17 protein-coding genes are annotated in these 19,320 nt (G+C 59.8%); 9 read left to right on the top strand and 8 right to left on the bottom strand.

The features are described from left to right. Window positions 1-81: 81 nt before the first annotated feature. Together ABV589_RS03095 and ABV589_RS03090 are read left to right on the top strand one after the other, a co-directional pair. Window positions 82-696: a biliverdin-producing heme oxygenase gene (locus ABV589_RS03095; protein WP_367084808.1), complete on the top strand. Its 615-nt coding sequence runs from the start codon at window positions 82-84 to the stop codon at window positions 694-696. After that, window positions 693-2,939, top strand: a complete 2,247-nt coding sequence (locus ABV589_RS03090; RefSeq protein WP_367084807.1) for an ATP-binding protein — start codon at window positions 693-695, stop codon at window positions 2,937-2,939. The genes ABV589_RS03095 and ABV589_RS03090 overlap by 4 nt, the downstream gene beginning before the upstream one ends. 65 nt (window positions 2,940-3,004) lie before the next feature. On the opposite strand, the gene ABV589_RS03085 is transcribed toward ABV589_RS03090, so the two are convergent. Then, complete coding sequence (locus ABV589_RS03085; RefSeq protein ID WP_367084806.1) at window positions 3,005-6,700, bottom strand: hypothetical protein; 3,696 nt, start codon at window positions 6,698-6,700, stop codon at window positions 3,005-3,007. 221 nt (window positions 6,701-6,921) lie between these two features. On the opposite strand from ABV589_RS03085, the gene ABV589_RS03080 reads away from it, so the two are divergent. Continuing rightward, window positions 6,922-7,509, top strand: coding sequence for a LysE family translocator (locus ABV589_RS03080; RefSeq protein ID WP_007965296.1), 588 nt, complete (start codon window positions 6,922-6,924; stop codon window positions 7,507-7,509). A gap of 51 nt (window positions 7,510-7,560) precedes the next feature. Here the strand turns inward: ABV589_RS03080 and ABV589_RS03075 are convergent, their stop codons facing one another. From ABV589_RS03075 to ABV589_RS03060, 4 genes are all read right to left on the bottom strand, one after another. Then, window positions 7,561-8,313 carry a type 1 glutamine amidotransferase domain-containing protein gene (locus tag ABV589_RS03075; RefSeq protein WP_367084805.1) on the bottom strand — a complete coding sequence of 251 codons (753 nt, stop codon included), beginning with the start codon at window positions 8,311-8,313 and terminating at the stop codon, window positions 7,561-7,563. Between the two features lie 60 nt (window positions 8,314-8,373). After that, on the bottom strand, window positions 8,374-9,207 hold the full coding sequence (locus ABV589_RS03070; RefSeq protein WP_367084804.1) for an AraC family transcriptional regulator: 834 nt from the start codon (window positions 9,205-9,207) through the stop codon (window positions 8,374-8,376). A 35-nt stretch (window positions 9,208-9,242) separates the two neighbouring features. Beyond that, window positions 9,243-9,746 (bottom strand): VOC family protein, encoded by a 504-nt coding sequence (locus tag ABV589_RS03065; RefSeq protein WP_007965300.1) that lies wholly within the window; start codon window positions 9,744-9,746, stop codon window positions 9,243-9,245. A 237-nt stretch (window positions 9,747-9,983) separates the two neighbouring features. Further along, window positions 9,984-10,652, bottom strand: a complete 669-nt coding sequence (locus tag ABV589_RS03060) for a methyltransferase domain-containing protein (RefSeq protein WP_367084803.1) — start codon at window positions 10,650-10,652, stop codon at window positions 9,984-9,986. A 92-nt stretch (window positions 10,653-10,744) separates the two neighbouring features. On the opposite strand from ABV589_RS03060, the gene ABV589_RS03055 reads away from it, so the two are divergent. Next, window positions 10,745-11,137: a GFA family protein gene (locus ABV589_RS03055; protein ID WP_367084801.1), complete on the top strand. Its 393-nt coding sequence runs from the start codon at window positions 10,745-10,747 to the stop codon at window positions 11,135-11,137. Between the two features lie 260 nt (window positions 11,138-11,397). Here ABV589_RS03055 and ABV589_RS03050 read toward each other — a convergent pair whose 3' ends face one another. Continuing rightward, on the bottom strand, window positions 11,398-12,228 hold the full coding sequence (locus tag ABV589_RS03050; RefSeq protein WP_007965303.1) for an alpha/beta hydrolase: 831 nt from the start codon (window positions 12,226-12,228) through the stop codon (window positions 11,398-11,400). 250 nt (window positions 12,229-12,478) lie between these two features. Here ABV589_RS03050 and ABV589_RS03045 point away from each other — a divergent pair, with 250 nt between their 5' ends. From ABV589_RS03045 to ABV589_RS03030, 4 genes are all read left to right on the top strand, one after another. Then, a complete protein-coding gene (locus ABV589_RS03045; protein ID WP_007965305.1) occupies window positions 12,479-12,934 on the top strand; it encodes a (2Fe-2S)-binding protein in 456 nt (151 codons plus the stop codon). Between the two features lie 14 nt (window positions 12,935-12,948). Next, window positions 12,949-15,111: a xanthine dehydrogenase family protein molybdopterin-binding subunit gene (locus tag ABV589_RS03040; RefSeq protein WP_367084800.1), complete on the top strand. Its 2,163-nt coding sequence runs from the start codon at window positions 12,949-12,951 to the stop codon at window positions 15,109-15,111. A gap of 1 nt (window position 15,112) precedes the next feature. Next, complete coding sequence (locus tag ABV589_RS03035) at window positions 15,113-15,691, top strand: hypothetical protein (protein ID WP_367084799.1); 579 nt, start codon at window positions 15,113-15,115, stop codon at window positions 15,689-15,691. Window positions 15,692-15,753: 62 nt separating this feature from the next. Further along, window positions 15,754-16,722, top strand: a complete 969-nt coding sequence (locus ABV589_RS03030) for a sensor domain-containing diguanylate cyclase (protein ID WP_007965311.1) — start codon at window positions 15,754-15,756, stop codon at window positions 16,720-16,722. Between the two features lie 255 nt (window positions 16,723-16,977). Here the strand turns inward: ABV589_RS03030 and ABV589_RS03025 are convergent, their stop codons facing one another. Next, on the bottom strand, window positions 16,978-17,403 hold the full coding sequence (locus ABV589_RS03025; RefSeq protein ID WP_367084798.1) for a VOC family protein: 426 nt from the start codon (window positions 17,401-17,403) through the stop codon (window positions 16,978-16,980). 110 nt (window positions 17,404-17,513) lie between these two features. On the opposite strand from ABV589_RS03025, the gene ABV589_RS03020 reads away from it, so the two are divergent. After that, a complete protein-coding gene (locus tag ABV589_RS03020) occupies window positions 17,514-18,368 on the top strand; it encodes a LysR family transcriptional regulator (protein ID WP_367084797.1) in 855 nt (284 codons plus the stop codon). A gap of 141 nt (window positions 18,369-18,509) precedes the next feature. On the opposite strand, the gene fabI is transcribed toward ABV589_RS03020, so the two are convergent. Further along, the gene (gene fabI, locus ABV589_RS03015; RefSeq protein WP_003202751.1) at window positions 18,510-19,304 is read right to left on the bottom strand and encodes an enoyl-ACP reductase FabI; all 795 of its coding nucleotides are present in this window, start codon (window positions 19,302-19,304) and stop codon (window positions 18,510-18,512) included. Window positions 19,305-19,320: the final 16 nt, after the last annotated feature.

Below are 19,320 nucleotides of genomic sequence, written 5' to 3'. Positions count from 1 at the left end.
AAAGGCGTTTGCCGTGTAATATCCGTCCAAAGCTGCAAACACCCTGCCGGCCCCGAAGCGGCCCCACCAAGAGCGATCTACATGCAAGCAAAGGCCCGTGAAGTTTATGTGCCACCGGTGCTGCAAGATCTGCGAGCCGGCACTGCCGAACTGCACATCGCACTGGAAAAACGTCTTCCTTTTTTCTCCGATACCCTCGATTCCAACGCTTTCGTACGGTTGATGCAGGCCTACTACGGCTTTTATCAGCCGCTGGAAAGTGCCCTGATCGACAGTGGCGTGATCCCGGTCGATTTCGATCTTGCGCCACGTCTCAAGGCGCCGACCCTGTTCAATGATCTGAGGGCTCAGGGCCTGACGACCGAGACTATCGGCCATCTTCCTCTGTGTCAGTCGTTGCCGGTGATCGACTCCAGCGCTGCCTGTCTGGGTGTGTTGTACGTGCTGGAAGGGGCAACCCTCGGCGGGCAGATCCTGCGTCGCGAAATCGCTTCGCGGTTGAGCCTGGACGCCGACAGCGGCGCGGCATTCCTCGACATTTATGGCGCCGCCACCGGTCGCCGCTGGCGCGATTTCATTGACTACCTGGGCAGTCGAACGCTGGATGCGGACGAACGTGAAGCCGTGGTCGCGGCAGCCCAAACCACATTCAGTTGTCTCGAGCGCTGGCTCGAAAGCCGGGAGGTACTGGCATGAACCCGCAAGACCAACAAGCCTTTGAAGAACTGCTGGCCAACTGTGCCGACGAGCCGATCCGCTTTCCCGGGGCGATCCAGCCACACGGCCTGTTGCTGACCCTGAGCGAGCCGGCGCTGGACATCATTCAGATCAGCGCCAACGTCGAGACCCTGCTGGCACGTCCGGCGCAGGAACTGGTCGGCCAGCCGCTGCACGAGTTGCTGGGTGAGACGCACACGTCGGCCGTGCGCGAGGCGTTGCAACAACCGGTGTTTGCCGATGCCGGCCCGCTGCATTTTCGCCTCAACGGCACCGCGTTCGAAGGGCTGCTGCACCGGCATCAGGGCGTGTTGATTCTGGAACTGGAAATCCACGTCGAAAACTTCCAGCCGCGCAACGTCGCCGGCAACCAGACCCATCTGGGGCGCATGCTTCAGCGCTTGCAAGCGGCCACTTCGCTGCAGGCGCTGTATGACATCAGCGTCAAGGAAATTCAGGCGATGACCGGTTACGACCGGGTGCTGATCTATCGCTTCGAGGAGGAGGGTCACGGTCAGGTGATCGCCGAGGCGTCCGATCCATCGATGGAAGTGTTCAACGGCCTGTTCTTCCCGGCCTCGGACATCCCCGAGCAGGCGCGTGAGCTGTACCGCACCAACTGGCTGCGGATCATTCCGAATGCCGATTACCAGCCAGTACCGCTGGTGCCCAAGCTGCGCCCCGATACCCAGACTCCGCTGGATCTGAGTTTCGCCACTCTGCGCAGCGTCTCGCCGATTCATTGCCAGTACATGAAGAACATGGGGGTGCTGTCGTCGATGAGCATCTCGCTGCTCAAGGGCGACAAGCTCTGGGGCCTGATCAGCTGCGGCAACCGCCAGCCGCTGCACGTGCCGCATGAACTGCGTAGCGCGTGCCAGACCATCGGTCAGGTGCTGTCGCTGCAGATCAGCGCGATGGAAGCGCTGGAAATCAGCCGCCAGCGCGAGGAGAAAGTCGAGGCGTTGGCGTTGCTCAATCAGGCCATGATCGACTCGCCGGAAAACGTCTTCGACGGTCTCGCGCAACAACCCCAAGTGCTTATGGCGCTGGCCGGGGCCGGGGGCATTGCGATCATCGAAGACAAGCAATTGCACCGTTATGGCAACTGCCCGGAGCCGGAAGACATTCGCGCCCTGCACAAGTGGTTGCAGGAAACCGGTGAGCCGGTATTCGCCAGCCATCATCTGGCGAGCGTCTATCCGCCCGCCGCGCAGTTTCAGCAAGTGGCCAGCGGCGTGCTCGCCATGAGCCTGCCCAAACCGGTGGACAACGGGGTGATGTGGTTCCGTCCCGAGGTCAAGGAAAACATCAACTGGAGCGGCGACCCGCGCAAACCGCTGGATCTGGAAAATTCCGACGCCGGCCTGCGTCTGCGTCCGCGCACTTCGTTCGAAATCTGGAAAGTCGAGATGGCCGGGATCTCCACTAAATGGAGTCACGGTGATCTGTTTGCGGCCAATGACCTGCGCCGTTCGGCACTGGAAAACGACCTCGCCCGTCAGGTGCGCCGTGAGCAGGAGGCAGTGCGCGCCCGTGATGAACTGGTAGCGGTGGTGTCCCACGACCTGCGCAACCCGATGACCGTGATTTCCATGCTCTGCGGCATGATGCAGAAGACCTTCAGCTCCGACGGCCCGCACACCTCGCGACGCATCTCCACCGCGATCGACACCATGCAGCAGGCCGCCGGGCGGATGAACACGCTGCTCGAAGACTTGCTCGACACCTCGAAGATTGACGCCGGGCGCTACACCATCGCCCCGCAGACCCTGGATGTCGGGCAGATGTTCGAGGAGACCCAGTCATTGCTCGGGCCACTGGCGCTGGACAAGGACATCAGCATCTCGTTCCAGGCCGATCCCGATCTGAAGATCCACGCCGACCCGGAGCGCCTGTTTCAGGTGCTGTCGAACCTGATCGGCAACGCGATCAAGTTCACCCCGCGCAAAGGTTCGGTGGGCGTGTTGGCCAAATCTGACGGCAAGGAAATCGTGTTTACCGTGCGCGATACCGGCGAAGGCATTCCCAAGGAAAACCTGGCGCGGGTGTTTGACCGCTACTGGACGGTGAAGGAGGGCAACCCGACCGGCACCGGCCTGGGCTTGTACATCACGCAGGGGATTGTTGAAGCCCATGGCGGGCGGATCGAGGCCAGCAGTGAGCCGGGAGAGGGTACGGAGTTTCGGTTTACCGTGCCGGCGATGATCGGGAGCGAGTGATAACCCTGCAGCGAGACAAGAACAGCCCGGCGGGTGAACGCCGGCCGGGCCGCTGCTACTCGTGATCAGATGCCTGACAGTGGTCCATCGACACCATGAATTGCGTTGAACGCTTCTTTCGAAAGCGGGTTGAAACGGTTGCGTCGTAGCTCGCTGATTGCGAACAAAGCACGGCCTGTGCGGCCATTGCCGTCACCGAACGCATGGAAACCCACAACCGCACCGAGCAGTTGCTTGCCGAAGTGTTCATGAGCGGGGTTCAATAGTTTCAGGTGATCCTGCATCAGCGCAAAGCCACTGATGTTGCTAACATACTTCGCCTCATTCAAGCCCACGCGAATGGTGGCGGCGGTGGCGGGCGCGATACTAAGATGTAACTGTGCAATGACCGCAGGATCGGTCAGCGACTTGTTGCTGGCCGCGTATTCGCGCAGTATCGCCACGATGCTGTCGAAGTCGTTACCTTGCGAGTTCGATGCATAAACAATCCATGCACCGGCGCGCTCGGCATTATCGCTGAGGCCTCGAATGTTGAATCGCGATTCTTCCAATATCCCATTGTAGGGGGCTGCGCCCAAGTCCTGTTTCAGCAGATTCTGCTGATAAGTTTTGATGTAGTTGGCTTTGCGCACTTCGACCTCGGTGACCGTTGCCAGCAAGGTTGAATATCCATTGCCTAGCGTACGGGTAGCACTGTAGTCGAACGGATTTTTGGACATGAAGGTTTTTAGCAGCTCTTCCACAGCTGTTTTGCCAATCAGTTTCTCAAGCTCCTGAGTTGATTGCAGTTTACGTGTGGTCTCGAAAATTGAACTCTGGAAAAGCTTATCCAGCTCAAGAGCGCTGACATCCTTGGGGAACGCAACGGTCTTGTCAGTCAGCCGGGCCAGGATCTGGCTTGCGCTCTCGATGGTGTCATCCTTGAACAACGCTCTGGCATGCGCCACCGTAGGCAACGTCATGCGAATCTCCGCTGCAGCTCCGGTCTTGCTCAGTGCCTTGACCAGATCGTACGAGCCGCTGCTGGTACTGCTCAGCGCTCGAAGTTGTCCGGCTCCTGCCCGGATGACGGTATGGCCGAAATGGCTGAGCTTCATCGCGCCTTTGCCGACCAGTTTGGCACCACCATAGGCCAGCTTCGGAACGCCATCGAGCGGATTGAACACTGAGAGCGCAACGCTTGCGCCGACCTTGGTCAGGCTTAACAGTCTTGTGCTGCTGCCCAGCGCCTTGCTGAACGGACCGATGGCTCCGGCAAAGACGAAGAGGATCGCGGTAAGGTCCATGACGCAACTGAATATGGCGCCGCTGCGAAGATCCGGATCATTGGAGGTCAGGCCTTTGATGCACTGGCGGAACGGGATGACGAGGTCAAGAACGACTTCGATGATGTTGTCGTTGTCATCGAGTATCTTCTCCAGGGCGGGTCTGTCGTAACCGAGTTCATAAAACTGATCAAAATTGGTCGGGGGACTATGTTCGACAATCATTTGGCCAATCTCGTAGAACCGCTCCGAGTTGAAACTTTGAATAGGGCTGCGCGTAAAAGGTCGCGCGGCATCAGGTTGATCAAGCTCGGCAAACCGTTCGAGAATGATGCCCACGTCTCGCGACTCCTCACCCACGGGGGGCTCGCCTTTGAAGTAGGCGCTTTTCTCGATTCGCGCGTGAAGATACGTCATCGACTTGAAGTCGCTTTCGCCATTCGGTTTCACATTAAACCACCCGTACTCACCGAGTGTTTCGCCGAGGCTGTAAGCTTTAGCCAGTACCGGATTATTTCGGCAAACGCCTTGCAGGGGGAATATTTCAAAACAGTAAAAATGCAATCCATACTTGCAAAACACCATGCTGCCAAAACGAGCTATTTCACGTGGATCAAAAGGTACGAAGGCGCTGGTTATCTGGATCTGTTGGGAGAAATCACGCACGCTGTAGATGGCCGTTTTGCCAAATTCAAGTGCCATCCGCTCTTCCAGTGGTAATCGTGAAAGTGCCAGGCGCACAGTTGTATTGATTGCCGCTTTGTATTCTGTGAAATAGTTTTTTACTTCTTCCTTGTAAATGTCATTGATTGGCTTGAGTGTCAACAGGCCCGGATATGCCTTGTAGATACTTGTGCCAGAGGGCCTGTCATAGCGCCTTTTGAACAACCGGTCGCGGGTCATATAGACATCAAGCACGGAATGATAACCGCGCTTGGCTCCGCGTTCGACCGGCAACGCTATTTGTATCATCGGGTCGCAATTAATCTCGTACAGCTCGTCTTTCGCCAGCTTGCGACGGCTGACAGGCGGGCTGGCGACCGTTGTCAGCGCGGAGCCGATCGCTTCGATGTGGGCGTTGTAATGCGTGGCAGCCTGCTTGAAGAGCTCTTGGGTTGGCAGGTCACGGGCATTTTCCGGTTCCAGGCCATTGAGCAGCGACCAGTCCATGATGCCAGGCAGGCTCGCCCAGTCATGCAGGGTCTGCTGTTGCGCACTGGTGGGCAAAATCGCGCCCAATTCAAGCAGCTTTTCATAGGACATATGACGGGACAGGCCTGGCGCGATGCTCTCGGCCAGTCGTACCGCTTTGCGCAGAATTACCCAGCCTGGCGTGCCGATCTGTAGAGTCGTGGGCGACCTGACCAGGAACTCCGGTGCAAGTCCGGCGAGGATCAGTTCCAGCGTCAGGGGAACTGCATATTCCTTGATACGTCCGCGTTCGAGTGTTTGTTCCAGTGCCAGTTTTACCTCATAGGCATTCGCCTGCACGTGACCCGGATTATAGATGTGCTGCTCAATGAAATTCTGGTTCTTGTCCTCGCGACCCAACGCCAGATCCAGCATGATCGCTGCAACCAGCAAGCGACTGCGCTGCTCCGTGCTCAGCCCAGTCGCATTGGAGATGGACGGTATATTCAGCGCTTCGATGCAGGACTGGACGAAGGCTTTGGCTTCTTCGGTCTCGATCAGCCGTGCCCAGGCGAAACGCGGGGATTCACGCAGGGCTGTCGGCGTCTCATGCTTGAGCAGGGCAACCGCCAGATAGTTGATCAGCGGTTCCCGGCGCGGCTCACCTTTGTCCATCAACTTATAAATGACTTGGTTGATATCCGGGTGCTGATCTTCGTCGATGCACAGAGCTGTCGCGCCTGTTTCGTTCGATATGCCCCAGTAGTTGCCATGCGTGGGTGGCAGCGGCAACGTCAGTTCGAGCCAGGCGATCAGGTTTTCAAGCTGTTCCACTGTCTCGGGCTGGCTTAGTTGCTGGTACTGCAGCCAGTTGAGCAAGGGCAGACGGTCGCTTGAAGATACGATCCCGCCTGTCATGACTGCACTTCTGGCCAGCAGTTGCAGGTCGGATTTCAATGAATCGATCGCGTGGACCTGCTGAGTGATATTGATGCGTTCGATAAACCTCCCATCGGCTTTTTCGACTTCATGGACCTGAAAGATCTCGCCCTCTTTATTGACCAGTGTCCAGTGGTCATTATCGATTTCCAATGTATCGACGATCGCGACGAATTGTGGCTGACGTATCAGTTGGCGCAGGACGATGTGTGCCGAAAGATGTGCCTGGTTGAATTGACTTCCTTCAAGAGTTGAAATGCACAGTTGCTTGCTGTTAAAGAGGCTGGTGGGGTAGGCATAGTAGCTGCCGCTCTTTTCCTTTTCCCGCTTTTCGAGTGTTTCCCTTATTGTCTGCGCAATAGCACGACGCTCAAGTTGCTCACTTGGTAACGGCGCGGGAGTAAAAAGATTGCTTGAAGTTGTCATTGGGTGTCAGTCCATCCATGGTTTATAGGTGGGTCAATAAACGAGTGCGGCGAAAGTTGTTTTCGCAGGGCGACTATATCGACGCAGCCAGGGCTTGTTTTGCAGTATTGGTTTCAATATATGTTTCATGCCAGTCAATACCAGGGCAATTTTCTTCAATACATGAGGCCCTGCCTTAGTTAACCTGAGTCTCTTTCTCCCCGATCTGCAGCAGGTGTGTAATGAGTCTGATTGTGTCGATGGCGGCGTTTGCTCTGGTGGCGTCCATAACTCCGGGCCCGGTGAATATTGTCGCGCTGAGTTCCGGTGCGCAGTTCGGCTTTCGGGCCAGTCAGCGGCATGTGGCGGGAGCGACGCTGGGGTTTGTGTTGTTGCTGGTGCTGATGGGGTTGGGCCTGCATGAAGTCCTGAAACTGTGGCCATTCCTGACCCGAGTTGTGCAACTGGCCGGGGTGGCGTTTCTGTTGTTCATGGCCTGGAAACTGGCTGCCGATGACGGCCAGGTGCATGCCGGCGAGACGGGGCGGGCGCCATCGATGTTGTACGGCGCGGTGATGCAATGGCTCAACCCGAAAGCGTGGCTGGCGTGTGTGGCAGGGATGGGTGCGTTTGTCGCCGATGGCGAGGCGCGGCTGGTCTGGCAGTTTGCGGCGGTGTATCTGGTGATCTGTTATCTGTCGGTCGGTTGCTGGGTGTACGCTGGGACGTTTCTGCGTGGGTATCTGGGCAATCCGGCGGGGATGCGCTTGTTCAATCGGTTGATGGCTTTGTTGCTGGCGGCGAGCGCGGTTTATCTGTTGTTGCCCTGAGCCTGCGACAGCAACAGATCGCAGCCTGCGGCAACTGCTAAAGGGGAGTGATCATTCAAGCTGCTGCAGCATGGCAACCCATTCTGCGGCGAAGCGATGACAATCGCCGGGCCAGCGTGCCGTGAGCAGATTGCCGTCGCGCACCACGAACCCTGTTTGCGGCGCTTTTGCGCTATCACGTCTGGCAACGAGGGGGCCGCGTACAAAGTCGGATTTGCGCGAAAGCGCGGCCGTCACTTCTGCCTCGACGGTCTGCGGGTAGGTGCGGTAGTAACGCCCCAGCCACGGTGCGGTCAGCAGCCAGGCCGGCAACTCCATGGTTGCTGCCAGCAGCGCTGTGACCTTGCGCCCGAACAGCAGCGAGCGGCCAGTGTCGGGGTCGAGAGTTCGCGCCAGCAACAACACGCCATGACACACCGCAGCCACCGGTTTCTGTGCCTTGAAAAACTGCAGGGCGATCTGCCGGGCCTGCCCGGACTCGAGCAGGCTGCGCATGCCTTTGGCGTGACCACCGGGAATCAGCAAACCTTCGAACTGAGACGGATCGACATCGGCATACGCCAGTGGCTGCTGAAATTCCGCGCTTTCGATCATCTGCGCGTAACTGTTCAAGTCCGCTTTACGGGTCATCAGCATGGCGTTCAACGGGCCGAAACCAACACTCACCAAACGTGGGTCGGCGTAAGCCGGCAGGCCTTGCGGCGTGGCAAAACGCGCTTCGATATCTGCGTCGCGCAACGCCTGCCACGGCACGCTGCTTTCGGTCGGATCGTAATCGGCATTTGGCAGAAGAATCAGAATCATCCGGAGCAGACTCCCGGGCCGGAATTGGCCGCTGATCCTCAGCGTAGCCGCTTTCGCCTGTCAGCCGCGATATTGGCCGGGGGTTGCCGCCAGATGTTGTTTGAATGCGCGCTGAAAATGCGCCTGATCGGCAAACCCTGCTTCCAGTGCGACATCGGCAATCAACTGGCCGCTGCGCAGGCGTTCGCGGGCGAACTGGATGCGCTGGTTGACTACAAAGGCATGCGGGGTCATGCCGTAATGCTGTTTGAACGCACGGATCAGATACGACGGTGACAACTGCGCCGCCGTGCAGATGTCATCGAGGCTGAGCAGATCGGTGCAGTGTTCGCGGATGAAATCCGCAGCGCGTTCGAGCTTGAAATTCGGCTCGCGCAGCGCCGGTTCTGCCGGGTTCAGGCGCAACTGCAGATCGCTGAAAAACTCCACCACTGCGCTGTGTTTGCGCAGTACGTCCTGCTGCTCGTCGACCAGTGTGGCGTAAAGCCCTTGCAGGTCACGAAACAGTCGCGGGTCATCCAGATGAGTAGTGGAAAACCGCCGAAACTCAAGCTCCGCACTGAACCCCAGTTGATGCTGCAGATCCGTCAGCCACGGCGTCTCGACATACAGCATCAAGTACGACCACGGCTGATCATCGAGCGGATTGCAGGCATGCACGTCGCCGGGATTCATCAGCACCACAGTGCCGGCGGCGACTTCGAACCGCGATTGCTCATGCACATAAATACTGCGCCCGGCCGTGATCGCACCGATCGAAAAATGCGCATGGGAATGGCGCGAGTAGCAGACCTCACGGCCATCGGCGATGGCCCGCGCTTCGATGAAGGGCAGGGCGGCGTCGCGCCAGAAGCGTGGGGCTTTTTCAGGGTTTTTGGCGGCAGCGTGTTTCATCGTCATGGTTCCCGGCAGGCCAGAACCGGAGTGTATTAGCTCTGGCCGGCAAAGGCCCGCTCCAGTTCGGCGATGTCGAGTTTTTTCATCTTGAACATGGCCTGCATCGCCCGTTGCGACTTGCTGGTGTCGGGGTCTTGCATCATGTGCATGAACGCCACCGGCACGATCTGCCACGACACGCCGAACTGGTCCTTGAGCCAGCCGCATTGCTGGGCCTCGACCGGGCCGCCGGCCGAGAGGTTGCCCCAGAAGTGGTCGACTTCTTCCTGATTCTGGCAGTTGACCTGAAATGAAATGGCTTCGCTGAACTTGAACATGGGTCCGCCGTTGAGGCCGGTGAAGGTCTGGCCGTCGAGTTCGAAACTGACAGTCATCACCGCGCCTTCCGGCTTGCCGTGAAATTCCTGGCCGACCTTGCTGTAGTGGGTCAGGCCGGTGATTTTCGAATGATCGAAGATCGAGCAGTAGAACTTCGCCGCCGCTTCGGCCTGATCATCGAACCACAGGCACGGTGTGAGTTTTTGAAAGCGTTGCATGGCAGTCATCCTCGGCAGGTTAGACACGCAGGATTTATAGCGTAGTCAGTCCTTGGTCGAATGGCGGTGCCGTAGATCGACAAGTGCAATGCAATTCAGCCAACACCCTGAAACCTGTGGGAGCTGGCTTGCCAGCGATGAGGTCGGCACATTCAGAAGTGATGTTGCCTGAGCCACCGCCATCGCTGGCAAGCCAGCTCCCACAATATCTGTGACTCAGTCAGGATGTGCAGGGAGTCAGCGGCGTTCGGCGATCATCAACAGTGACTGCGGCACCGGGCTCTGCGGATGCTGCGGCTCCTGCAAACTGACAATCTGAAACCCGGCCATGTCCAGCGCGTTGCACCAACTCGACAGCGTGCGGAAATACCGGGGCATCGGCTGCCACTGGCCCTTGAGCGCGGCGAACGACTCCTCACGCCAGCCGTCCTGATAATTGCCGGCCGCCACGGTCCACGGATGCAGGGTCTGAATGATCATGACGCCGCCGGGGAGCAACAATGCATTCATCGCCGCGAGCAATGGAATGATGTCCTGATGCAGCAGCGAGAAGTTGGCGCAGATCAAATCGTAATCACCGCCAATATCAATTTCGGCGTCGACCAATGCCGCGTAACTGGCGGCATGCACCTCGGCCGAACCGGCGTCGCGTGCCGCATCGATCAACGTTGCATCGCCATCGACCCCCGCCGCAACTATACCGCGATCGGCCAGCGCCCGCAGCAACCAGCCTTCACCGCAGCCCAGATCCAGCACGCGTTCCGGTTGCCGGCCCATGATCGCCAGCAGGATCGCCTGATCGGTGACCTGCTGACGGCTTTCGATGGCACCGCTGCGGATTACCTCGATCCAGGCATCAGCGTTGGCGTGCCAGCTCTGTAAGAGGGTGGACTCAGGGGAGGGCATGGCGCAGTCTCCGGAAAAGGCAGTGGGTGGGCGTTCGCTTGTACGGCTGCTATGTTCAAAGGCTGAACAGAGTCTGGCAGAGGATAGACAGCATGGAACCATTGACTGGCGGTTGCCTGTGCGGCGATGTGCGTTTCGAAGCAGCGGGCCAACCTTACCGCGTCGGCCTCTGCCACTGCCTTGATTGTCGCAAACACCACGGCGCGCTGTTTCATGCCTCGGCGATATTTCCCGAAAATGCGGTGACCGTCAGTGGCAAGACTGGCACGTATCAGGGGCGAGAGTTCTGTCCGCGCTGTGGTTCGCCGGTACTGGCGCGTTCGGGGGATGAAATTGAAGTGAATGTCGGCTCGCTGGACGCGCCGAACCAGTTCACGCCGACCTATGAACTGTGGACTATCCGTCGCGAGGCCTGGTTGCCGGCGCTGCCGTTGGCCCACCACTACGAACGTGATCGCGAAGGGACGGGGCGTTCCGAGGCATAACCTTGTAGGAGCGAGCCTGCTCGCGAATGCGGTGGGTCAGTCAACCCATCATTGACTTGACCGATCGCCTTCGCCAGCAGGCTCGCTCCCACACGGTCCCTGGTGTGACCGAGTATTCAGCAACCACCTGAAAACCTGTGGGAGCTGGCTTGCCAGCGATGGGGCCGGCACATCCACAATTGATGTTGCCTGATCCACCGCTATCGCTGGCAAGCCACACATGGATGTGTGGCCCCCGCAGATCTCTGATCGCTCGAGTTTCAGCCGCGAATAAACGCCAGCAGATCCGCATTGATCGTCGCCGCCTCAGTCGTCGGCATCCCGTGCGGAAACCCCGGATACGACTTCAGCGTGCCATTTGGCAGCAGTTTCGCCGACAAAGGCCCCGAGTTCGCGTACGGCACGATCTGATCATCCTCGCCATGCATCACCAGTACCGGCACGGTGACCTTCTTCAGGTCTTCGGTGAAATCGGTCTGGGAGAACGCGACGATCCCGTCGTAATGCGCCTTGGCCCCACCAATCATGCCCTGGCGCCACCAGTTGCCGATGATCCCTTCCGAGGGCTTGGCGCCCGGGCGGTTATAGCCGTAGAACGGGCCACTGGGGATATCGCGGTAGAACTGCGCACGATTGGCCGCCAGTTGTGCCTGAAAATCATCGAACACCGATTTCGGCAAACCACCCGGATTGCTCTCGGTCTTGACCATCAATGGCGGCACGGCGCTGATCAACACACCTTTGGCGACGTTGTCCTGCCCATGCCGGGCGATGTAGTGGATGACCTCGCCACCGCCGGTGGAGTGGCCGACATGCACCACATTCTTCACCCCCAGATGCGTGACCACCGCCAGCGCATCGTCGGCGTAATGGTCCATGTCATGGCCGTCCCAGACCTGGCTCGAGCGTCCATGCCCGCGACGGTCGTGGGCAATCACCCGAAAACCCTGGGCCAGGAAGAACAGCATCTGCGCATCCCAGTCATCCGAGCTGAGCGGCCAGCCGTGGTGGAAGTGGATCACCGGGGCGTCCTTCGGGCCCCAGTCCTTATAGAAAATTTCGACGCCGTCTTTGGTGGTGACAAATCCCATGTTCGCGACTCCTGACCAAGGTGAGGGTTACCGCGCTCGTCGCAGACCGGTGGTGATGGTTCGGACGAGCGCCGTTATCAGCCAGAAGATTAAAGTCGACATTTTTGCGTTGAGTCATGACCGGTGGTCGCAACGTCTGGCTTCACGCGCAAATTAGGCTTTGCTGAAAGGGATAAGCCGAGGCGCGCACAGGCTTCGATGGCCGTAGCGACGCCCCCTTCAGAACACCGTGAGTCTGAGGAAATCCCCGATGCTGACCTTGAATATCAATGGCAAGGATCAGGAGCTCGATGTGCCGGCCGACATGCCGTTGCTCTGGGTCCTGCGTGACGTGGCGCACCTGACCGGAACCAAATTCGGCTGTGGCATGGCCCAGTGCGGGGCGTGCACCGTGCACGTCGATGGCGCACCGTTGCGTGCCTGTATCACGCCCGCCACCGCCGTGGCCCACGGCCAGAAAATTCTCACCATCGAAGGCCTTTCGACCGATGGCTCGCACCCGGTGCAGCAGGCCTGGGCCGAACTCGATGTGGTGCAGTGCGGTTACTGCCAGTCGGGGCAGATCATGTCGGCCGCCGCGCTGCTGGCGAAAATCCCCAAACCCACCGACAGCGATATCGATCAGGCGCTCTCCGGCAATATCTGCCGCTGCGGCACCTATCCGCGAATCCGCGCAGCGGTGAAACGTGCGGCCGAGATTGGCTGATTGGGAGATAGACGATGAACAGTCCTGTATCGCGTCGCGGCTTTCTCAAGGGCAGCGTCGTGCTGGGTGGTGGTCTGGTGGTGGCGTTTGTCGTGCCCGGTGCCCATCGATTTGCTCTGGCAGCGGAGAATGAAGGCAAGGTCTTCGCGCCGAATGCGTTCTTGCGCATCGCTGCGGACAACAGCGTGACGGTGCTGCTGGGGCATTCGGAAATGGGCCAGGGCATCTGGACCGGCCTGACCATGTTGATTGCAGAAGAGCTGGATGCCGACTGGTCGAAGATCCGCGTCGAACACTCGCCGGCCTCGGCGGCCAATTACGGCATGCCGGCGTTTGGCGGGATGCAGATTACCGGCGGCTCGACCTCGACCTGGATGGAATTCGACCGTTACCGGCTCGCCGGGGCCACGGCGCGGCAGATGCTGGTGGAAGCGGCGGCCAAGCGTTTCGACGTGGCGCCTTCGACGATCCGTACCGAGTCGGGTGTGGTGATCGCCGGCGATAAACGCGCCACTTACGGCGAACTGGCGGACGCCGCCGGGCAACTCCCGGTGCCGGATCCGAAGTCGATCACCTTCAAGGAGGCCAAGGACTGGAAGGTCATCGGCAAACCGACCAAACGCCTCGACACCCCGGAGAAAATCACTGGGCGCGCCAGGTTCGGCATGGACGTGCAGTTTGAAGGCTTGATGACTGCGATGGTTGCCCGTGCCCCGGTGTTCGGCGCCACGGTCAAATCCTTCGAAGGCGCCGAGGCGCTGGCGGTGCCCGGCGTGCACAAAGTGGTACAGGTGCCGACCGGTGTGGCGGTGATCGCCGAGCATTACTGGGCGGCGAAACTCGGTCGCGATGCGCTGAAGGTCGATTGGGATCTCGGACCGCACGCTGACCTGAGCAGCCAGGGCCTGCTCGACAGTTTCCGCAAACTGGCAGCGACACCGGGCACTTCCGCCAGCCAGGCTGGGGATCCGAAAGGCAACTTCGACAAGGCGGCGAAGAAGATCGACGTCGAGTACAGCGTGCCGTATCTGGCGCATGCACCGATGGAACCGCTGAACTGTACGGTGAAGATCAGCGCCGAGAAATGCGAGATCTGGACCGGCACGCAATTCCAGACCCTCGACCAGATGGTCGCCGGCAAGATCACCGGTCTCAAACCGGAGCAGGTGGAGATTCACACTGAATTTCTTGGCGGTGGCTTCGGCCGTCGGGCCAATCCGACCTCGGACTTTGTCGCCGAAGCGGTGCAAGTGGCGAAAGCCGCCGGGCTGCCGGTGAAAACCGTGTGGTCGCGCGAGGATGACATTCGTGGCGGGTATTACCGCTCGATGTTCCTGCATCAGGCGCGCATCGGCCTGGACGGGCAGGGCATGCCGCTGAGCTGGCAGCATGTGCTGGTCGGCCAGTCGATCATGGCCGGCACCATGCTGGAGCAGACCATGGTCAAGAACGGCATCGACGCAACCTCGGTCGAAGGCGTGGCCGACAGCCCGTATATCAAAGGTCTGGCTCATCAGCAGGTCGAACTGCATTCACCGCAAACCGGAATCAATGTGCTGTGGCTGCGTTCGGTGGGGCACAGCCACACCGCGTTCGTCATGGAGTCGCTGATCGATGAAATGGCCACGGCGGCGGGCAAGGACCCGGTCGAATATCGACGCACCTTGCTCAAGGATCATGCGCGGCATCTCGGGGTGCTGAATCTGGCGGTGGAGAAGGCCAACTGGACAGCGCCGCTGCCGGACGGGCACGCGTTGGGCGTGGCGGTGCACGAGTCGTTCGGCAGTTATGTGGCGCAGGTGGCCGAGGTCTCGCAGGACAATCTGGCGATCCGCGTGCACCGCGTGGTGTGTGCGGTGGATTGCGGGATCGCGGTCAATCCGCAGAGCATCGCGGCGCAGATGGAATCGTGCATCACCTTTGGCCTGGGCATGGCGCTGCACAGCAAGCTGACGGTCAAGGACGGTGCGGTGGTGCAATCCAATTATCACGACTATCAGGTACTGCGGCTCAACGAGATGCCGCTGGTCGAGGTGCATATCGTACCCAGCAGCGACAAACCCGGCGGCATCGGCGAAGCCGGTGTTCCGCCCACCGCGCCGGCGGTGGCCAATGCCGTGTATGCGCTGACCGGGCAACGCCTGCGTGAACTGCCGCTGCAACTGTCGGGGGTGTGAGATGAAACGACATCTGCTGTTGGGCACGGTGATGTTGCTGGGTTTGGGCGGCTACGCCTCGGACCTGTTCGCCGATGATCAGGAGGCGCTCAAGGCGTTCGGCACGGTGCAGAAGGTGTTCCAGAGCCCGCGCTGCCAGAACTGCCACATCCCCGGCGACTCGCCGCTGCAGTTCGATGCGGGCAAACCGCACGCGATGAATGTGGTGCGCGGCATGGACGGCAAGGGCGCCGCCGGTTTGCCCTGCGCCACCTGCCACGCCGAGAGCAATCCGCCGGAGAGTTATGGCCCGCATGCGCCACCGGGGGCGCCGCACTGGAGCCTGCCGCCGGCGGCGCACAAGATGGCCTGGATCGGCCTGCCGCCGGACAAGTTGTGCGCGATGATCAAGGACCGCTCCAGCAATGGTGACCGTGATTTCGCCGCGCTGATCAAACATGTCAGCGACGACAAACTGGTGCTGTGGGGCTGGAATCCCGGGGCAGGGCGTGCGCCGGTGCCGGTACCGCATGACATTTTTGTGGCCCAGTTCAAGCTTTGGGCCGACGCGGGTGGCCCGTGCCCGGTGGCGGGCGGTTGAAGTGTGTGAGTCGCTGGCGAATCAGGCTACTCTAACGGTCATTGACCCTGATGGAGTGCGTGATGCTGGCCCCGATCAAACCCGCCAATGAAGCCACCCGAATTCAAGCGCTGCATGGCTTGAATGTCCTCGATTCGGCGCCGGAGGAGCGTTTCGACCGCCTCACTCGCCTGGCCAAGCGCCTGTTCAACGTGCCGATTGCCCTGGTGACGCTGGTGGACAAGGACCGGCAGTGGTTCAAGTCCTGCGTGGGGCTGGACGTCACGGAAACGCCAAGGGACGTTTCATTCTGTGGGCATGCGATCCTCAAGGACGAACTGCTGCTGGTGCCGGATGCCCGGCAGGATGAGCGTTTCTACGACAACCCGCTGGTGACCGGTGCGCCCAACATCCGCTTCTACGCCGGTTACCCGCTGACGGTGCCCAATGGCAACAAAATGGGCACCTTGTGCCTGATCGACACCCAGCCCCGCGAACTCGATGACGAAGAACGCGCACTGCTGCGGGATCTGGCGCAGATGGCCGAGCAAGAGTTGACGGCGGTGCAGATGGCGAGCATGGACGAACTGACCCTGCTGTCCAATCGCCGTGGCTTCAAACAGCTGGCGCAACATGCACTGGACGCTTGCGCGCGGCTGGAAAAACCAGCGACCTTGCTGTTTTTCGACCTCAATGACTTCAAGCAGATCAACGATCTCTACGGTCATGCCGAGGGCGACAGTGCGCTGAAGACCTTTGCCGATGTGCTGCGCATCGCCTTTCGCGAGAGCGACGTGGTCGGGCGTCTGGGCGGCGATGAGTTCGTGGCGCTGCTGACTGGCTCCAGTCACGTCGAAACCACGGCGATCATGGCCCGACTCAGGGAAATCCTCGACGAGCGCAACGCCACGTTGCACCGGGGTTACGCGATTCGCTTCAGCGTCGGCCAGATCGAATACGACCCGCAACGCCATGACACAGTGGATCGGCTACTGGCCGATGCCGATAGCGCAATGTACGAACACAAGCAGCAATTGAAGCGCGGTCATTGAGGGCCTCATCGCTGGCAAGCCAGCTCCCAAAGGTTTCGCGGGTGCTCACAAAATCCAGATACCGCGCAGAACCTTGTGGGAGCTGGCTTGCCAGCGATGGTGTCCGGTCAGGCGATATTGATGTTGAATGTGCTGGCCTCATCGCTGGCAAGCCCACTCCCACAGTTTTATCGGGTGCTCACAAAATCCAAGTACTGCGCGGACCCTTGTGGGAGCTGGCTTGCCAGCGATGGCGTCCGGTAAGACGCCACACTTTTATTTGGCAAACAACTGCCCGATGTCCTTGAACGCCTTGAACTCCAGCGCGTTGCCACACGGATCGAACAGAAACATCGTCGCCTGTTCGCCCACCAATCCCTGAAAGCGAATCCCCGGCTCAATCACAAACCGCGTGCCCAGCGACTTCAGGCGTTCGGCCAGCGCCTGCCATTGCGCCATCCCCAGCACCACACCGAAATGCGGCACCGGCACGTCATGCCCGTCAACAGCATTGGTGTGCGCGGCTTCCTGTGCAGGGTTTTTCGGCGCCAGATGTATCACCAGTTGATGGCCGAAGAAGTTGAAATCGACCCAATGTTCGCTGGAGCGACCTTCTTCCAGCCCGAAGACTTCGCGATAAAAGTGGCGTGCGGCGGCCAGGTCATAGACAGGAATGGCCAGATGGAAAGGGCTTAACGACATGGCGCAATGCTCGATCAGAGGAAGTGCACTGAGTTTAGTGCTGTGAAATGTGATTGAAAGACGATAGTTTTTGCGCCGAGCTCAAATTATTTCGATCAGTCGAGGTGTGCATGCTTCGTGAACTCAAGACCTTTCTCGCGGTGGCGCGCCATGGCACGTTTGCCGCTGCCGGTTTGCACATCGGCCTGACGCAGTCTGCAGTCAGCGCGCAGATCCGCAATCTCGAACAGGCCTTGGGCATTCGCCTGTTTGATCGCACTGGCCGTCAGGCGACGCTCAATCCCGCCGGGCTGCGCGCGGTGCCGATGGCGCAGGAAATGCTCGCAATCTTCAGCCGCATGGGTGAGAGCGAGGATGTCAGCGAGTTTCGCGGCGAGCTGAAAATCGGCGCGGTGGCGACTGCGCAGACCGGGCTGCTGCCTCAGGCATTGTTGCGCTTGCGTCAGCAGGCTCCGGGGCTGGAGCCGAAATTGGTGCCGGGGGTGTCGTTGAATCTGTTGAGTCAGGTCGATGCCGGCGAGGTGGATCTGGCGATCATGATCAAGCCGCCGTTCGAGCTGCCCAAGGAGTTGTCGGCGACGGTGATTCGTCGCGAACCGTTCGTGCTGATCGTGCCGCTGCAGGTCGAAGGCGACGATCCGCTGCAGTTGCTCGCCGACCAGCCGCAGGTGCGTTATGACCGCAATTCATTTGGCGGGCGTTTGGTGACGCAGTTTTTGCGCGAGCAGCGGATCGAGGTCGAGGTGGCACTGGAACTGGATGAGCTGGAGGCGATCGTGAAGATGGTCGAGTCCGGGCTGGGCGTTTCGCTGCTGCCCAAGGCTGGGCTGTGGCTGGAGCATCCGCTCAAGGTCAGGGTGATTGAGTTGGGTGAGCTGACGTTCTACCGCGAGATGGTCTTGTTGCAGCGCTATAGCCAGCGTAATCAGCCGGTTCAAAAACTGTTTGCCGATTGTTTGCTCTGAAGATCAAAGGATCGCAGCCTTCGGCAGCTCCTACAGGGTGGTGCTGTCCCTGTAGGAGCTGCCGAAGGCTGCGATCTTTTGATGTTGAACCCAATAAAAAACCCGCCGGAAGAGGCGGGTTTTTTATCGGCAGAGCGAAGATTACTCTTCGATGTTGCCCATCGCGGTGGTGTTGAAGCCGCCGTCCACGTACATGATTTCACCGCTGATGCCCGACGCCAGGTCGGAGCACAGGAAGGCGCCGGCGTTGCCGACTTCTTCGATGGTGACGTTGCGGCGCAGTGGGGTTTGCGCTTCGTTGGCGGCCAGCATCTTGCGGAAGTTCTTGATGCCCGAGGCTGCCAGGGTACGGATCGGGCCAGCCGATACGCAGTTGACGCGGGTGCCGTCCGGGCCCAGGGAGCCGGCCAGGTAACGAACGCCGGCTTCCAGCGAAGCCTTGGCCATGCCCATCACGTTGTAGTTCGGCATGGTGCGCTCGGCGCCCAGGTACGACAGGGTCAGCAGGCTGCCGTTGCGGCCTTTCATCATTTCGCGGCCAGCCTTGGCCAGGGCCACGAAGCTGTAGGCGCTGATGTCGTGAGCGATGCGGAAACCTTCACGGGTGGTGGCTTCGGTGAAGTCGCCGTCCAGTTGGTCGCCCGGGGCGAAGCCGACGGAGTGCACGATGCAGTCCAGGCCGTCCCACTTCTTGCTCAGTTCCTCGAAGACCTTGGCGATTTCTTCATCGCTGGCCACGTCGCACGGGAAGCACAGCTCAGGGCTCGAACCCCAGCCCTGTGCGAACTCTTCAACGCGACCCTTGAGTTTGTCGTTCTGATAAGTGAAGGCAAGCTCAGCGCCCTCGCGATGCATGGCGGCAGCGATGCCGGATGCGATGGACAGCTTGCTGGCGACACCGACGATCAGTACGCGCTTACCGGCGAGAAAACCCATGTGTTGCTCCTCTTTC

The organism is Pseudomonas sp. HOU2 (genome assembly GCF_040729435.1).
GTDB lineage: Bacteria > Pseudomonadota > Gammaproteobacteria > Pseudomonadales > Pseudomonadaceae > Aquipseudomonas.
Note: the sequence above shows the minus strand (reverse complement) of the source record. Positions and strands in the feature narration are given on the sequence as shown.

What these genes read in the sequence shown, in the direction of transcription:
- ABV589_RS03030 (WP_007965311.1), top strand. Translation starts at nt 15,754, where the DNA reads ATGCTGGCCCCGATCAAACCCGCCAATGAAGCCACCCGAATTCAAGCG.
- ABV589_RS03070 (WP_367084804.1), bottom strand. Translation starts at nt 9,207, where the DNA reads ATGAAACACGCTGCCGCCAAAAACCCTGAAAAAGCCCCACGCTTCTGG.
- ABV589_RS03050 (WP_007965303.1), bottom strand. Translation starts at nt 12,228, where the DNA reads ATGGGATTTGTCACCACCAAAGACGGCGTCGAAATTTTCTATAAGGAC.
- ABV589_RS03035 (WP_367084799.1), top strand. Translation starts at nt 15,113, where the DNA reads ATGAAACGACATCTGCTGTTGGGCACGGTGATGTTGCTGGGTTTGGGC.
- ABV589_RS03095 (WP_367084808.1), top strand. Translation starts at nt 82, where the DNA reads ATGCAAGCAAAGGCCCGTGAAGTTTATGTGCCACCGGTGCTGCAAGAT.
- ABV589_RS03085 (WP_367084806.1), bottom strand. Translation starts at nt 6,700, where the DNA reads ATGACAACTTCAAGCAATCTTTTTACTCCCGCGCCGTTACCAAGTGAG.
- ABV589_RS03080 (WP_007965296.1), top strand. Translation starts at nt 6,922, where the DNA reads ATGAGTCTGATTGTGTCGATGGCGGCGTTTGCTCTGGTGGCGTCCATA.
- ABV589_RS03045 (WP_007965305.1), top strand. Translation starts at nt 12,479, where the DNA reads ATGCTGACCTTGAATATCAATGGCAAGGATCAGGAGCTCGATGTGCCG.
- ABV589_RS03060 (WP_367084803.1), bottom strand. Translation starts at nt 10,652, where the DNA reads ATGCCCTCCCCTGAGTCCACCCTCTTACAGAGCTGGCACGCCAACGCT.
- fabI (WP_003202751.1), bottom strand. Translation starts at nt 19,304, where the DNA reads ATGGGTTTTCTCGCCGGTAAGCGCGTACTGATCGTCGGTGTCGCCAGC.
- ABV589_RS03075 (WP_367084805.1), bottom strand. Translation starts at nt 8,313, where the DNA reads ATGATTCTGATTCTTCTGCCAAATGCCGATTACGATCCGACCGAAAGC.
- ABV589_RS03020 (WP_367084797.1), top strand. Translation starts at nt 17,514, where the DNA reads ATGCTTCGTGAACTCAAGACCTTTCTCGCGGTGGCGCGCCATGGCACG.
- ABV589_RS03040 (WP_367084800.1), top strand. Translation starts at nt 12,949, where the DNA reads ATGAACAGTCCTGTATCGCGTCGCGGCTTTCTCAAGGGCAGCGTCGTG.
- ABV589_RS03025 (WP_367084798.1), bottom strand. Translation starts at nt 17,403, where the DNA reads ATGTCGTTAAGCCCTTTCCATCTGGCCATTCCTGTCTATGACCTGGCC.
- ABV589_RS03065 (WP_007965300.1), bottom strand. Translation starts at nt 9,746, where the DNA reads ATGCAACGCTTTCAAAAACTCACACCGTGCCTGTGGTTCGATGATCAG.
- ABV589_RS03055 (WP_367084801.1), top strand. Translation starts at nt 10,745, where the DNA reads ATGGAACCATTGACTGGCGGTTGCCTGTGCGGCGATGTGCGTTTCGAA.
- ABV589_RS03090 (WP_367084807.1), top strand. Translation starts at nt 693, where the DNA reads ATGAACCCGCAAGACCAACAAGCCTTTGAAGAACTGCTGGCCAACTGT.